At 63.4% G+C, this 14,707-nt stretch carries 16 protein-coding genes; 11 read left to right on the top strand and 5 right to left on the bottom strand.

The window, feature by feature from the left end; translation table 11 throughout:
• Positions 1–8 precede the first annotated feature (8 nt).
• Positions 9–425, top strand: coding sequence for a RidA family protein (locus tag V1278_RS34845; protein WP_334383816.1), 417 nt, complete (start codon positions 9–11; stop codon positions 423–425).
• 53 nt (positions 426–478) lie between these two features.
• Here V1278_RS34845 and V1278_RS34840 read toward each other — a convergent pair whose 3' ends face one another.
• Positions 479–1,366, bottom strand: coding sequence for a helix-turn-helix transcriptional regulator (locus V1278_RS34840; RefSeq protein WP_334383815.1), 888 nt, complete (start codon positions 1,364–1,366; stop codon positions 479–481).
• Positions 1,367–1,457: 91 nt separating this feature from the next.
• On the opposite strand from V1278_RS34840, the gene V1278_RS34835 reads away from it, so the two are divergent.
• The 4 genes from V1278_RS34835 (at position 1,458) to V1278_RS34820 (ending at position 4,231) form a co-directional block, all read left to right on the top strand.
• Positions 1,458–2,150, top strand: coding sequence for an ABC transporter permease (locus tag V1278_RS34835; RefSeq protein ID WP_334383814.1), 693 nt, complete (start codon positions 1,458–1,460; stop codon positions 2,148–2,150).
• 2 nt (positions 2,151–2,152) lie between these two features.
• Positions 2,153–2,875 (top strand): energy-coupling factor ABC transporter ATP-binding protein, encoded by a 723-nt coding sequence (locus V1278_RS34830; protein ID WP_334383813.1) that lies wholly within the window; start codon positions 2,153–2,155, stop codon positions 2,873–2,875.
• 67 nt (positions 2,876–2,942) lie between these two features.
• A complete protein-coding gene (locus V1278_RS34825) occupies positions 2,943–3,776 on the top strand; it encodes a substrate-binding domain-containing protein (RefSeq protein ID WP_334383812.1) in 834 nt (277 codons plus the stop codon).
• 155 nt (positions 3,777–3,931) lie between these two features.
• Positions 3,932–4,231 carry a hypothetical protein gene (locus tag V1278_RS34820; protein WP_334383811.1) on the top strand — a complete coding sequence of 100 codons (300 nt, stop codon included), beginning with the start codon at positions 3,932–3,934 and terminating at the stop codon, positions 4,229–4,231.
• Positions 4,232–4,303: 72 nt separating this feature from the next.
• Here V1278_RS34820 and V1278_RS34815 read toward each other — a convergent pair whose 3' ends face one another.
• Positions 4,304–5,341 (bottom strand): lytic transglycosylase domain-containing protein, encoded by a 1,038-nt coding sequence (locus V1278_RS34815; RefSeq protein WP_334383810.1) that lies wholly within the window; start codon positions 5,339–5,341, stop codon positions 4,304–4,306.
• 123 nt (positions 5,342–5,464) lie between these two features.
• On the opposite strand from V1278_RS34815, the gene V1278_RS34810 reads away from it, so the two are divergent.
• The 3 genes from V1278_RS34810 (at position 5,465) to V1278_RS34800 (ending at position 8,104) form a co-directional block, all read left to right on the top strand.
• Complete coding sequence (locus V1278_RS34810) at positions 5,465–6,649, top strand: MFS transporter (RefSeq protein WP_334383809.1); 1,185 nt, start codon at positions 5,465–5,467, stop codon at positions 6,647–6,649.
• 57 nt (positions 6,650–6,706) lie between these two features.
• Positions 6,707–7,657 carry an oxygenase MpaB family protein gene (locus V1278_RS34805; RefSeq protein WP_334383808.1) on the top strand — a complete coding sequence of 317 codons (951 nt, stop codon included), beginning with the start codon at positions 6,707–6,709 and terminating at the stop codon, positions 7,655–7,657.
• A 90-nt stretch (positions 7,658–7,747) separates the two neighbouring features.
• On the top strand, positions 7,748–8,104 hold the full coding sequence (locus V1278_RS34800) for a hypothetical protein (protein ID WP_334366472.1): 357 nt from the start codon (positions 7,748–7,750) through the stop codon (positions 8,102–8,104).
• On the opposite strand, the gene V1278_RS34795 is transcribed toward V1278_RS34800, so the two are convergent.
• Positions 8,088–9,254, bottom strand: coding sequence for a Kelch repeat-containing protein (locus V1278_RS34795; RefSeq protein WP_334383807.1), 1,167 nt, complete (start codon positions 9,252–9,254; stop codon positions 8,088–8,090). The two genes, V1278_RS34800 and V1278_RS34795, sit on opposite strands and share 17 nt — an antisense overlap.
• Positions 9,224–9,436, bottom strand: coding sequence for a hypothetical protein (locus tag V1278_RS34790; RefSeq protein WP_334366474.1), 213 nt, complete (start codon positions 9,434–9,436; stop codon positions 9,224–9,226). The genes V1278_RS34795 and V1278_RS34790 overlap by 31 nt, the downstream gene beginning before the upstream one ends.
• 53 nt (positions 9,437–9,489) lie before the next feature.
• Here V1278_RS34790 and V1278_RS34785 point away from each other — a divergent pair, with 53 nt between their 5' ends.
• Positions 9,490–11,280, top strand: a complete 1,791-nt coding sequence (locus V1278_RS34785) for a peptide ABC transporter substrate-binding protein (RefSeq protein WP_334366475.1) — start codon at positions 9,490–9,492, stop codon at positions 11,278–11,280.
• 49 nt (positions 11,281–11,329) lie between these two features.
• Here the strand turns inward: V1278_RS34785 and V1278_RS34780 are convergent, their stop codons facing one another.
• Positions 11,330–11,710 (bottom strand): winged helix-turn-helix transcriptional regulator, encoded by a 381-nt coding sequence (locus tag V1278_RS34780; RefSeq protein ID WP_334383806.1) that lies wholly within the window; start codon positions 11,708–11,710, stop codon positions 11,330–11,332.
• A 73-nt stretch (positions 11,711–11,783) separates the two neighbouring features.
• Between V1278_RS34780 and V1278_RS34775 the strand changes: the two genes are divergently transcribed.
• Both V1278_RS34775 and V1278_RS34770 read left to right on the top strand, forming a co-directional pair.
• The gene (locus V1278_RS34775; protein WP_334383805.1) at positions 11,784–12,167 is read left to right on the top strand and encodes a YybH family protein; all 384 of its coding nucleotides are present in this window, start codon (positions 11,784–11,786) and stop codon (positions 12,165–12,167) included.
• Between the two features lie 475 nt (positions 12,168–12,642).
• A complete protein-coding gene (locus V1278_RS34770; protein ID WP_334383804.1) occupies positions 12,643–14,601 on the top strand; it encodes a peptidoglycan-binding protein in 1,959 nt (652 codons plus the stop codon).
• Positions 14,602–14,707: the final 106 nt, after the last annotated feature.

Here is a 14,707-nt window from a genome sequence, read left to right as displayed (position 1 = left end):
GAGCCGCAATGACCCGATCAGTTCACGTTCCTTCCGAACTCTTTGACAGCCGGCGCTATGGTTTTGCGCAGATAGCAGTCATCCCGACACCTGTCGGCAACGCTATACACGTATCTGGTCAAGTTGCTTGCGATGCAGATCGAAACATCGTCGGTGCTGGCGATGTCGGTCGCCAACTCCAGAAGAGCCTTGAAAACCTTGCTGTCGCACTGGCATCGGCCGGCGCGAGACTCGATCAGGTCGGCGCGTTACGCCTCTACATCAAGCAAAGCCACATGCATGAAAGCGACGCAATCAGTGGCGCTCTCAAAGCGACTTTCGGCGACAATCCACCGTGTGCAACTTGGATTGGGGTGGCGAGCCTCGCCAACGATGAATTCCTCGTCGAGGTAGAACCTTCCGTGGTTTTCCTTGCACGAGAGTAGATGGCAAAACGGCCCTTCCAGGCCAAAAGCAGCGAGGGACTCGTTCGCGCCCCTCAATTCACCAGCCGCACCGCACCGGCCTCGCTGACGTCATAGCCGCCGAGCTCGCCCGCGCGATCGCGGAAGCTCGGCCCGCGCATGAACTCGAACAGCGCCTGCGGCCCCTTCATAAAGTAATCGCGCTGCCGCATCACGAGATCAAAACGCTCCCAGGTGACGGGGAGGAAATCGAGCCCTGCCGATTTCGCCACGCTTCGCGTCGCGATGCCGCAATCGATGCGGCCGGCGCGGATGGCTTGCGCGATATCGGGTCCGGTGGGGAAGGCGGGTTTTGCCAGTTTCAGATCGTCGAGCGTGATGCCCGCGCGCGCCAGCAGCGCGAGCAGCAGCAATTGCGCACCGGCGCCAGCCGGGCGTTGCGCCATCCGCGCGCGCGATGTTGCGATCGAGGCCATGTCGCTCAAGTCCAGCGGATTGCCGGACGCGACCAGAATGCCCTGCTCGCGCCGCGCAAAGCCGAGCAGGACTGCATCATGCAGGCCCGGCGCGTCGGCGACCGCCTCGACATTGGCTCTCTCGTCATCGCCGTCGAGCCGGTGCAGATGGATCGCCGCGACCATCACCTCGCCACGCGTCAGCCGACGCAGGCCTTCCTCGCTGCCTTCGGCCAGGCTGGCGAGGCCGGAATTGCTCTCACGTAAGCCCCATTCCAGCAGCGGATCGTGGCTGCCGCCGACGATCGGCGGCGCCGCCACCTGCGCCAGCGCGGTGGGCGAGATCAGGCCGGCGGACACCCAGCGATCCAGCGCCGTGCGCGGAAACAGCCAGCGGCCGGTCACCTTGCTGCAGGGCACCGCGCGGTTCGCCACCAGCTCGTAGAGCTTGCGCTCGGAGAGCCGCAGATAATCCGCCGCTTCGTCTGTCGTGAGGAGCTCCGGCATCGGCACCAATATGCATTCGAGTGCAAATATTACAGAAATTGACCATATCGTCGCTATCTGCGCAAGATGCCCAGCGCTAGTGGAATTACAAATGCCAGACGGTCCGTCCGCCCTTCAACTTGTCCTCAGCGGCGATCCCGCGCTGTTCGCGATCGTGCGGCTGTCGCTCTATGTCAGCCTATCAGCGGTGGCGCTGGCCGCGCTGATCGGCATTCCCTTGGGCGCCTGGATCGCGCTGACGAGATTTCCCGGCCGCCAGGGCGTCATCGTCCTGCTCAACGCCTTGATGGGCCTGCCACCGGTCGTTGTCGGCCTCGCGGTGTATCTCGCGCTGTCGCGCTCCGGGCCGCTCGGCGCGTTCGGCCTGTTGTTCACCCCGAGCGCGATGATCGTCGCGCAGACCGTGCTGGTCACGCCGATCATCGCTGCGCTGACGCGCCAGACCATCGAGGATCTCTGGCTCGAATACCGCGACGAACTCACCGCGATGAACCTCGGGCCCCTCGGCCGCGTCATGGCGCTGATCTGGGACTCGCGCTTCAGCCTGGTCACGGCGCTGCTCGCCGGCTTCGGCCGCGCAGCCGCGGAGGTCGGCGCCATCATCATCGTCGGCGGCAACATCGAAGGCTTCACCCGCACGATGACGACGGCGATTGCGCTGGAGACTTCCAAGGGCGACCTGCCGCTCGCGGTCGGCCTCGGCCTCGTGCTGATTTCGATCGTGATCGCGGTCAACGCGCTGGCGTGGAGCGTGCGCCGCGCCGGCGAGCGACTGGCGGGATGACCATGCGCGCGCCTTCGAGCGAACTGCCGATCAAATTTGATGGCGTCACGGTAGCGGCCGGCGGGGTCACGATCCTCGACGACATCGCGCTCACGCTGGCGCCGGGCCTGCCCACGGTATTGATCGGCCCCAACGGCTCGGGCAAATCGACGCTCTTGCGCCTGGCGATGGGGCTGCTGGCACCGTCGCGCGGCCGCATCACCTGGGGCGGGCTCGAACATGTCTCCCCGCTGAAGCGTGCGATCGTGTTTCAGCGCCCGGCGATGCTCCGGCGCAGCGCCGCCGCCAATCTCCGTTTTGCGCTGCGCGCCGCCGGCATTCCGCGCGCGGAGCATGCGCGACGCGTCGCCGAGTTGCTCGAACTGGTCGGCTTGCACGCGCTCGCCAACCGCGCGGCGCGAAGGCTCTCCGGCGGCGAGCAGCAGCGGCTGGCGCTGGCGCGGGCGCTGGCGCGCGATCCCGCGGTGTTGTTCCTGGACGAGCCGACCGCGAGCCTCGATCCCATCGCCACCAAGGCGGTGGAAGACATCATCCGCACTGTGAGCGAGCGCAACATCAAGGTCGTGATGGCGACCCACGATCACGGCGAAGCGCGCAGGCTCGCCGGCGAGGTCGTCATGCTTCACCGCGGCCGAATTGTCGAAACCGGTGCAGCCGCATCGTTCTTCGACGCGCCGCAAACCGCCGAGGCGAGGGCGTTCCTCGCCGGCGAACTGTTGATTTAGCGCATGATCCGGAAAAGTGGTTACAGGTTCCGAAAAGATCATGCGCAAACCAAAGAAGGGAAAACAAATGAGCATACTCACGCGCCGTCTGCTGATTGCGGCGACCGCCAGCCTGGTTTTCGCGAGCCACGCCGTCGCGCAGGATAAATCGATCGTGGTGGCCTCGACCACCTCGACGCAGGATTCCGGCCTGTTCGGCTATATCCTGCCGATGTTCAAGGCCAGGACCGGCATCGACGTAAAAGTGGTGGCGCAGGGCACGGGACAAGCGCTCGATACCGGCCGCCGCGGCGATGCCGACGTCGTGTTCGTCCACGCCAAACCTGCGGAAGAAAAGTTCGTGTCCGAAGGGTTTGGCGTCAGGCGCCATCCCGTGATGTACAACGACTTCATCCTGATCGGGCCGAAGAGCGACCCGGCCGGCATCAAGGGCTCGAAGGACATCGTTGCGGCGCTCTCCGCGATCAAGGCGAAGGGGGCCGATTTCATCTCGCGCGGCGACAAGTCCGGCACGCATCAGGCGGAGCTCAATCTCTGGAAGATCGCCGGCATCGACATCGCAAAGGACAAGGGTCCCTGGTACAAGGAGATCGGGCAGGGCATGGGCGCTGCGCTCAACACCGCGTCGGCCTCGAACGCCTATGTGCTCGCCGATCGCGGCACCTGGCTGTCGTTCAAGAATCGCGGCGACCTCGTGATTTCAGTCGAAGGCGACAAGCGCCTGTTCAACCAGTACGGCGTAATGCTGGTGAATCCGGAGAAACATCCGAGTGTCAAGAAGGATCTCGGCCAACAATTCATCGATTGGCTGATATCATCAGAGGGCCAGAGTGCGATCGCCGATTACAAGATCAACGGCGAGCAGTTGTTCTATCCCAACGCCAGCGATTCCGGCGCGTGATACGCGGCTACGATCAGTCATCGAAGGAACCACCACCGTTCATATTCATGAATATTTGTTCAACGATCTGTCGCAGTCTTAATGTCGCAGACGGAACGTGATCGCGGCGCGGTGATTAGACTCGGTAGAGTGGACACAATCACTGGAGTTCGATGATGAAGAAACTAGCCATCGTATTTGCCGTTGGTGCTGCTGCGCTGATCGGCGGTTCCGCCGCCAACGCCGCCGACAATGCGGTAAAGGCGAAACCTGCGACGGATACTGTGCAGTCTTCCACTGACTTCAGCGCCCATCGCCGCCACTGGCGTCATCGGCACTGGGGTTACCACCGGCACTATCGCCCGTACTACGATAGCTACGGCTACTACGCGCCGCGCCGGTACGGGTACTACAGTCCCCGCTACTATGGCGGCGGTCCCGGCGTAACCTTCAGCTTCGGCACCGGTCGCTGGTAAGACAGCCGGCGAGAAAAAAAGCCCGCAGCAATGCGGGCTTTTTTGCGTGCCAACTGGCGGGTCGATCCGAGCCTACAATTCCCGCGATGCTTTCGATGACTTTGTCCGGCTGCCGTTGCCGGCGGCCGACGCAAAACGGGTGGCGGATTGCTTGCCGGGCTCCCGTGTCGCAGCCTTTGCTGCCAGCCGGGTTACCCGGGCATGTGCATTCCGGAACGCCGTACGTACGGCCCTTGCGGTTCGGCTTGCAACAACTCGCCGCTTCTTGAGAGCCGCGTGGCTCTCTTCGGCAATATCAACCTTGCGCACCATTCCGCTGATCGAAGGCGCCAGATCGACCGGAATTTCGGCGATCTGGTCTTCCTTCGACAGGCCACCGACGCCTTCACATGGCGCCTTATCCGGCAGGTCCGTCGGCATGTGGACAGTGTTGTTTGCGTCCGTCCAGGCCTCGGCCTTGTTGCCGGTGATGATCTTGACGTAAGCGCGCGTTTCCTTCGGCAAGGCGCCGCGCCGCGATAGCCACTTCTCGATCCTGCCGCCGCCCGCATTGTAGGCTGCCGCCGCAAGCCCGAGATTTCCGAACTGATTATAAAGCTTGCGAAGAAATCTTGCCGACGCAGGAATCGCCTGCAGCGGATCGAATGGGTCCTTCAAGCCCATTTCGACCGCCGTTCGCGGCATGAATTGCGCAATGCCCTGCGCGCCTGCCGAACTGACCTCCGCCACTTTAAACCTGCTTTCCTGCCAGAGCAGGCGCACGAGAAAGCCGATCGGAATATCGTGTTCCTCAGCGGCACTTCTGACCGCTTCACAGATCGGGTTCGGTGGCGCGGCCTCCTCCTTTATCGAGGCGACCGCATGAGCCGCGGCATCGGCTGTCGTTGCCGACTCGTACGGCGCGGTGACGACGTTTGTTGCGTCCGGTTCTTGCGAATGCTCAACCGACGCAGTCACAGTTCCAGTGTGAGAATTCGATGTCGTGGCAGGTTCCGATTGCGCTTCGGCAATAACGAAAGATAGTTCCGTCCACGCTGACCTGATTTCGGAACTTTCAAAATCCGCCGCGACCACGAACACAGCAATCACGGCGGCGAAAAGATATCGCATCAACTTCCATCCATTTGTGTGAAGGCCGGTCGGATAGAAGTTGGATGTGGAGATTTCGCGGATGAACTACGGCAGAGCAGTGTTCTTCTCGTCCGTAATTCTACCGAATGGAACTTTCAAAAAATGCGCGTTCCCGGGCCGGTCGCCTACATCGCTCTTTATGCCGCGTTGTACGCAGCGTTCGGCGTGGCATCGCCGTTCTGGCCGAAGTTTTTTGAAACCAGAGCGCTCACGTTCGAGCAGATCGGCTTGATACTGGCGGCTGCGTTGCTGGCGCGTCTTGTCGCCGGTCCACTCGTCGGGATGTTTGCAGACTTCCTGCAATCGTTGCGCCTCGTGCTCGCATTCTGCGCCGCCCTGGCAGCAGCAACGGCCGTGGCGTTGCTGTGGGCCGACGGCTTTTGGCTGTTGCTGCTTCTGGCGCTGGTTCAAGCCGTGGCACTGGCGCCTACGACGTCGATGGCCGACGCCTTGTCGGTCAACGCGGCCAGGCCGCAGATCGCGGGGCGGCCGTTCGAATATGGCTGGATCCGCGGTTCGGCATCGGCGGCTTTCGTCTGCGGCACGCTGATCATCGGGCAACTCATCACGTCCACTGACCTGACGCGTGTGGTCGGGCTGAACGCAGCCCTGCTTGTCGCTGCCGCTGGGGCAACCGCGCTGGTACCCAGGGTTTCGTCTTCATCGGTGCCGCATACCGGCGCATCGCAGCTTGCGAGCGAGGTTCGTGGACTGCTTGGGATCGAGCGATTTCGAATCCTGATCCTCGTCTCGGCTCTGATCTATGGCAGCCACGCCATGCATGACGCCTTTGCGGTGATCCGGTGGAGCAATGCCGGAATAGACACCTCCGTCATAAGCGTCTTGTGGTCGGAGGCCGTCGCCGCAGAAGTCATCGTGTTCTTTCTGATCGGACCGGCCTTGCTCAACCGGCTCGGCGCGCGTGGTGCGGCGGCGTTGGCGGCAGCAGCCGGAATCATCCGCTGGTCGGTTGCGGGGACGACGACTTCCGTCGTGGCGCTCGCGATGGTGCAGCCGCTGCACGGATTGACGTTCGCGCTGCTGCATCTTTCTTGCATGCGGTTGATGGCAGCTCTTGTCCCCGCCAGAATGGCCGCAACGGCTCAAGCCATCTACGCGTTTGGTGCGGGCGTGGTGACGGCCGCACTGACGCTGCTTTCGGGGCTTTTCTATGCCAGGTATGGCGGAGGGGCGTTCGTTGCGATGGCGGTGCTCTGCGGCCTCGCGTTGCCGCTCGCCTGGTTTGGCTTTACCGATGCTCAGGATATCTCTGCCCGCGTACGCTGAGTTGCGGTAGAATCCGCGTCGCGAAAACCAGGTCGATCTCTCTGGAAGGTTTGTCAATTGGTCTCGGAAAGCGATCTAGACGCTACTCTCGATGCCGTCAGGGCCGGTGCCGCCGGGCCGGCTGAGGGCATTTTTGGCCCGGCGTCGATGACGTGGCGGATCGACAGGGAAGCCGTGATCTTTCTGGGAGCCGGGCGCGCCTTGCTGCTTCAACTGGCGCATCCCTGGGTCGCGACTGCCGTTGCCGAGCACTCGCGCACCTTTGCCGATCCTGTCGGCCGCTTTCATCGAACCTTTGAGCTGATGTTCACAATGGTGTTCGGTTCGCTCGATGGCGCGACTGCCGCGGCCCGGCGTCTGCATCGGCGGCACGCGATGATCTCCGGCGTGTTGCCGGAAACGGCCGGCCGCTTCGACCAAGGCTCATCCTACAATGCCAACGACATCGCCGCGTTGCGCTGGGTTCACGCCACCCTTGTCGAAACCGCTGCCATCGCGCACGACCTTATCTTGCCTCCGCTCTCGCCCGAACAGCGCGAGCAATATTGGGCCGAAAGCCGGCTGTTCGGCGCATTGTTCGGGCTGAGACCTGCGGACCTGCCGGCGGATTGGTCATCCTTCACCGACTACAACGCCGCGATGGCTCGATCGGATACTTTGTCCGTGAGCACCGCGGCGCGTGACGTGGCCCACCACATCTTAACCGGCGCACGTCCGTGGTTGCGGCCGCCGCGCTGGTACGTGGCCCTGAGCGCACAGATGTTGCCCGAGCGGCTGCGCACAGGTTTCGGCTTCGATCTCGACGAGCGCGATCAGAGGGCCGCCGATCGCGCGCTCAAGTGGATACGCCGCCTGTATCCGCACCTGCCGACCCGCCTCCGCTACGTCGGCCCCTATCACGAAGCGCAGGCGCGGCTGCAGGGGAAGCCGCGGCTCGAGCTGGCTACCCGGTGGCTCAATCGGGCGTGGACCGGACGACCGCGGCTGGATGATCGTCGGGAGAGGTGAGGCCGATGGGCATCGGCGTGTCATTTGCGGTAAGAGATCTGCCCGCCGAGATTCCTGAAACGAAACCTGCAGAACCGGATTTTGATATTGATGGACGAGGACGACGACCCGATTGACGAGATTTCGCGGATCGAAGCGCGGCTCGAGGAGCTGGCCGAGGTCGCCGAGCGGTGCCGCAAGATCACGCTGGTCTCGAAGTCGGTGATCGCGCTCGGTGCCGGATTGATGCTCGTCACGATGCTTGGCCTGCTCGGGTCCAATCAGGTCGCTGCCCTGGGCTCGATTGCCGCGGTGCTGGGCGGCATCGTGTCGCTCGGCTCCAACGCCAGCACCTTGCGGCAGACCATGGCCGCCATCAGCGAGGCCGAGGCGCTTCGTTCCGATCTGATCGGCAGGATCGATCTTCGCGTGGTCGGCGACGAGATCGCAATCAAGCCGCCAGCGTAAACGCCTCGTGCACGGACGACTGGACTGCGCCGCCCGTCACCGCGCCTCCGCCCGCAACGTAGATGGTATCGCCGATCGTGGTGGCGCCGACCGCGTGCCGCGGTGTCAGCATCGGCGCATGAGATTGCCAGGTATTGGTCTTCGGATCGTAACTCTCCATCTGACCGAATACGACGCCTTGCGAGATCTGGCCTCTGTCCTGCACGCCGTATTCGCCGCCCATCGCGAACAAGCGGTCGCGGTAGACGACGAGGCCGTGGCCCGAACGCGCCGTGGGCAGCGGCGCGCGCTCCTTCCAGGTGTCTGATACAGGCAGGTAAAGGTGGTGAAGGTCGGTGTTGTATTCAAAGGTGTTGAAGCGGCCGCCTATGATGTGGATCATGCCGTTATAGGCGACAGCGCCGACATGGTCGCGCGCGGCGGGGAGCGCTTTCCGAATTTCCCACTTGTCGGTTTGCGGGTCATAGACCTCATGCCAGCCGACACTGGCGCGCTCGTTGGTGGGCGCGCCGGCGCCACCGATCAGATGTATCTTACCGTCGAGTGCGACTGCCGCGGCAGCGCCACGTGAGCGCGGCAAAGGCGCGATCGTCGTCCACTTGTCGGCGGCCACGTCGTAGAAAAACGCATTCGGGTCGGGATTGCGGTTCTGCTCGATGAAGCCGCCGAGCGCGTAGACGCGCCCCGCATCCGCCACGACGGCAACATGGTTGGCGCCGCGCGGCAAAGGCGCGGCGTTGAACCATCGATCGTCCTTCGGATCGTAAACATGATGATAGGCGCGATCGACACGGCCTTCGCCATAGCCGCCGACAATATGCATGCGCCCCGCCCAGGCGGTGGCCCAGGCCATTTCGCTTCGCGGCAGCGGCGACGCCGCCTTCGGTGCCCAGCGCCCCTGCGGGCCCTGCGGCGCGGGACTATCCACCTTTCGCTGGGCAATCTGCTCGGTGGTGAGGTGATGCGGCGTGCCACCGTGAAGCCGGGCGAACGGATCGGCGGAGGGCGCTGCTTCGGGCAGCGCTGTGCCTGACGGCGTGCCATGGCCCGCATGCTGGGCGAGCGCCGGTGCGCAACCGAGTGTCGCGCCGGCAGCCACGGCAACGAAAGCTCTCCTGTTCAGACGCGGCAGATCGGATGTCGACGACATGAGAGCTCCTCGGCTAAAGTGGCCGTATCATCAATGGTTGTAACAAAGGCGAGCGCGGTCAAGACGACAAAGCCGGGAACTGGCGCGCCGATGCACTCAATTGCAGGTGATGCCAGGACGACCGTTACGGTACCGGGATGGCCCGGATCCTGCTTTGACAGGTTCGCGCTGACCTGATCCATTTCCTTGATCGAGCGTGACGAGGCATTCATCACCAGTGAGGAGTCGGCCCCCCATGAAAGAACGGCAACTTCGAGACCTGATTGCAGACGTCAAGACTGGCCGGCTGTCGCGGCGGGCCTTTGTCCAGCGAATGATCGCCGCAGGCCTGACGGCGCCGATGGCCGGGATGATGCTGAGCCAGTCGGGGGTCGCGATGGCTGCGACCGCGCTTCCCTACAAGCCGACCAAGGCCGGCGGCGGCGGCGTGCTGAAACTGCTGTATTGGCAGGCCATCACCCTGCTCAATCCCCATTTCGCCGTCGGCACCAAGGACCAGGAAGGCTGCCGGATCTTTTACGAGCCGCTGGCGGGATGGGATGGCGACGGCAATTTGGTACCGATCCTCGCCGCCGAGATTCCGAGCAAGGAGAATCATGGATTGGCCGAAGACGGCCGCTCTGTGGTCTGGAAGCTGAAACGCGGCGTCAAATGGCATGACGGCATGCCGTTCACGGCCGACGATGTCGTCTTCACCTGGGAATATGCCAAAACGCCGGAGACTGCGGCGGTCTCGATTGCCAACTACAAGGACATCACGGTCGAGAAGATCGACGACTTCACCGTCCGCCTCACTTTTGCCAAGCCGACGCCGTTCTGGGCCGATGCCTTTGTCGGCAATTACGGCATGATCATCCCGAAGCACCTGTTCAAGGATTATGTCGGCGCCAGGTCGCGCGAGGCGCCGCACAATCTGAAGCCGGTCGGCACCGGCCCTTATCTGTTCGTGGATTTCAAGCCGGGCGACATGCTCCGCGGCAAGATCAATCCCAACTACCACGTCGCCAACCGGCCGCAGTTCGATGAGGTGGAGGTCAAGGGCGGCGGCGACGCGGTGTCGGCGGCGCGCGCGGTGCTGCAGTCCGGCGAATACGACTATGCCTGGAACATGCTGGTCGAAGAGGACATCCTGCTGAAGCTGGAAGCCGCTGGAAAGGGCAGGGTGAACATCACCCCGTCGGGCAATGTCGAATTCATGCAGCTCAACTCGACCGATCCCGCGATCGAGGTCGACGGCGAGCGCGCCAGCATAAAGACCAAACATCCGCTGTTCAGCGATCCGGCCGTGCGGCAGGCCGTCAATCTCCTGATCGATCGCGCGTCGATCGAGAAATTCATCTATGGCCGCACGGCGCGGGCCACCGCGAACTTTCTCAACAACCCGGAACGCTTCCGGTCGAAAAACACCAAATTCGAATTCAACATCGAGAAGGCCAACCAGATCCTCGAGGCCGCCGGCTGGAAAAAGGGCGGCGACGGTATTCGCGCCAAGGACGGCAAGCCGCTGAAGTTCGTGTTCCAGACCTCGATCAATGCGCCCAGGCAGAAGACCCAGGCCATCGTCAAGCAGGCGTGCCAGAAAGCGGGCATCGACGTCGAGCTGAAGTCAGTGGTGGGATCGGTGTTCTTCTCCTCCGACGCCGCCAATCCCGACACCTACACGCATTTCTATTGCGACGCGCAGATGTACAACACCACCATGCCGCAAGCCGATCCGCAGTTCTTCATGAACCAGTATGTGTCGTGGCAGGTGGCGAACAAGGAAAACAAGTGGCAGGGGCGCAATGTCTCGCGCTGGCAAAGCAAGGAATACGACGAGATCTACAAGCAGGCCGAACGGGAGCTCGACGCGGTGAAGCGCGCGGCGCTGTTCATCAAGCTCAACGACCTCGTCGTGACAGACAATTACATCCAGCCCATCGCCTCCCGGACCCGGGTCGCGGCGCTCGGCAACAAGCTGACCGCGCATATCTCGGGCTGGGACAACGATTTGTGGCAGCTAGCGAGCTGGTATCGGGAGGGGTGAGAGCGGGCTTACTGGTGTGCCGGGCGATCACGCTTCTGCGCTAACTCCGTCAGCTTGCGTGGTCATGCGACCGAGCAGCCGCTCGATCATCCCGGCGTGACCAAAGCTCAAGCCGATCGAGGATGCTTAGGAGCTCGGTGCCCTTGAGCGAGAGCGAGTAGGTCACGCGCCGTGGGAACGCGACGGTTGGGGAGCGCAGCACCAAGCCTCGATCTTCAAGCCCATCCAAACGCTCAGAAAGCACCTTCGGAGATACGCCGGGTAGAAGCTCCGCCAGCTCGCCGTGCCGTTTCGGGCCGTCCTTCAGGTGCCAGAGCACAAGCGCGTTCCACCGGTGGCCCAGGAAGGCCAGCCAATCCTCGACCGGGCAATCAGCGGGGCGACGCGGTTGCGGATTGTCGAGTTCTAATCGTAGCGCAGCAGATGACAATGCGGCTTCCTTCCCGTTTGGTTAGCACTGAACGGACGTGCTTCCTTTCTTCTCCCCAACGAGGAGATGAGACATGACCGTGACTGAGCCAGCCCAGATGAATGAGGCATTCGCTCAAGCCTTCAACAGCCGTAACATAGACAATCTGCTCGCGCTTTACGAGGTGGATGCCGTCCTGCGCGTGGATGGAAGCGAGCGAAGTCTGATAGGGCTCGACGCGATCGCTAGTGCGTTGCAGGGCCTCCTGCAAGCATCCGGCACAATGACGTCGCGCAATAACTTTTGCGTCCAGCACAGTGACGTCGCTCTGCTGCGCGCAGATTGGGAACTGCGCGCCCAGGACGGCTCCATCGTGGCGTCCGGCAGCTCGGTCGAGTTGGTCCGCCGCCAGTCCGATGGCACCTGGCGCTACGTCATCGACCACGCAGCGGGCGCCGCCCTGCCACGCATCATCTAAGTGGAAGGCTATCATGCGAACTACGGTGCCTAATCGCAGGTGATGCCAGCGAAGGCGTGACGCGCCAATTGAGTGCACTGCCACCGTAATGCCATGGCCCGCATCTGGGCCGGCGCCGGCGCGCAATCGACTGTCGCGCCGGCAGCCGCGGCAATGAACGCTATCCCGTTCAGGCGCGGCAGGTGGGATGTCGAATTGCAGGTGACCTGCATCGCAACTGTTAGCTAGCTCACACGTGAAGGCTGCAAAACGATGTAAGCTCTTCACGGTTCGCCGTGAGCTGTCATGCTCCGGCTGCGCAAGCGAATATCGATAGTGCGGACAACGCGTCCGGCCGGTGTCACTGGCCGGGCGATCGGATCATCGTGCCGAAAGGGCAGATCTGGGCCGGCCAATGAGCAGCAAACCGAGGCCGAGGACGCAGCGATCGGCGAAGAGGAAACTGGCAGCAGGCACACAAACGGGGGAGCGCGCAATGGGTCAAATCGGCAGGTCTACCGACCCCTCGACGGCTGACAATCGCGACGACGTTGCAGGCAGCGAGGTCGCTTCGTTCCGCTACAACAATCCCGGCGCTCAATATCCCAGTGCGCGCGCCGCGCGCTTCGGCCAGACCGGCTATGGGATCATCGGTGGCGGCCACAAGATCGCACGCTTTCCCTCGCCGGTGAACGGCGCCGCCTCGAACTTCGACCTGTTGTCGCGCAGCTATGTCGGCATGCGGATCGGCGAAGCTGGAACGAAGTGGACCGGCGCGCACGGCTTCGGCGTGCCGGGCTATGATCCGAACGCCATCCTGACCAAGGAGATGGTCGACGATCCCGTGCAGGCGATCGCCTTGCTGAAAGCCATTGCTGGCCGCGAGTCGGGCAAAGGCAATAACCTGACCGAGGAGCAGTGGCGTCAGGCCCATCGCATGTACAAGGCCGGCAGCGCCGACGCCTTCTTCGACGGTCTGCCAGCCGTAGCCATTGCCCAGCCGCCCGCGAGCGGTGTGCCCTCGGGTGCGGGCCTGGTGCAGCGCGCCCGCGCGCATATCGGCGAGCAATATGTCAACACGCAGGTGCCGAAAGACGATCCGCATTGGCATGGCCCGTGGGACTGCGCCGAGTTCGTCTCATGGCTGGTCTATCAGGAAGCCGGCACGCTTTACGGCTGCGTCGACCACACGGCACAGCCGGCGAAGGCTGATGCCTATACCGGCGCCTGGAAGGCCGACCTCGAGCGACTCGGAAAACGCGTTTCGGTGGAGGAGGCGGCGGCGACCGTCGGCGGCATCGTGCTCCGCTATCCGCCGGGTCCGGGCAAGATGGGCCACATCGCTGTATGCGACGGCAATGGCGGCACCATCGAGGCAAAGGGACGGCGTTACGGCGTGGTAGCGGACACGGTGCATGGCCGCGGCTGGCATACCGGCATCCTGATTCCCGGCATCTCCTATGACAGTGCCGCGCCGATCAAGGTCAGCCCGCCTGCCGTCATCTACGAGGTCGGTGCGCCGAACATGGATATGGCCGTGGTTGCGCGCATCCAGGCGGCGCTGGCCGCGAAAGGCTTCGATCCCGGCCTGATCGACGGCGAGTTCGGACTGAACACGCAAGCCGCCGTGCTGCGTTTCCAGGAAGCCGAGGGCATGGTCGTCGATGGCGCGGTCGGGCCGGAAACGGCGGCAGCGCTCGGCATCTCGCTCGAGGCGGAAACCGTTAAGCCCGGCGTCGCGGTGGCGGAGACGGGTCCCGCCGCTGGCGCTCCTGCGCTCGACCTGCAGCAACTGCTCCCACTCATTCTCATGTTGCTATCGAAGGAGAAACCGATGGCCGCCGATCCTGCCAAGCCGGGCCAAGGCCTCGAACTGCTGCTGCCGCTGATTCTGCAGTCGGCGCTCACCGGCAAGCAGCTCGACATCACGCAGCTTCTTACCGTGCTTGCGACCGGCAAGCCGGCGCCGGCGGTCACGCCGATTGCCAACACGCCGGTGCTCGCGCAACCGGTCAACACTGTCCCGGCGCCGGTCGTCTCGCAGCCGGCAACGCCGCAACAGCCTGGCGCCGCTGCGCCGGTCGATCTCATCACCGTGCTGATGCCGCTGCTGTACGAGCGGCTGACCGGCAAGCCATTCCCGGGTACCGAAAAACCGGACAAGCCCGCCGAGCCGCTCGCGCCGGCGATGACGCGGCCGAGCGTGCAGCTTTCTGCCGGCATGCTCGGTATCGTCACCCTGCTGCAGTCGGCGGGCATTCTCAATTTGCCCTTCAATTTGGGAGCGATCGCCGGTCAGGCGCCAACCACAACCGCGCCGGTTTCAGGCTCGACGATGGCGACCTTGATTCCGATCATCACCGGCGTAATCGGCGCCACCGGCGGCTTCGGCGCGCTGGGTGGGATTGCATCGAAGCTGTTGGGCGGACTGCTCGGCGCGTTCGGGAAGAAATGAGGGAAGGCCGGCGGTTGGAAGAGTAAACCTCGACACCTGCTCGGGGCATTGAACCTTTCGGTCCGCGCCAAGACACACCCTCGCCTACAACAATGTTTGCCGCAGG

Origin of the sequence: Bradyrhizobium sp. AZCC 1577, from assembly GCF_036924575.1 — a bacterium.
Taxonomy (GTDB): Bacteria; Pseudomonadota; Alphaproteobacteria; order Rhizobiales; family Xanthobacteraceae; genus Bradyrhizobium.
The sequence above is the reverse complement of the archived record's forward strand: the minus strand, read 5'-3'. Positions and strand labels throughout refer to the sequence as shown.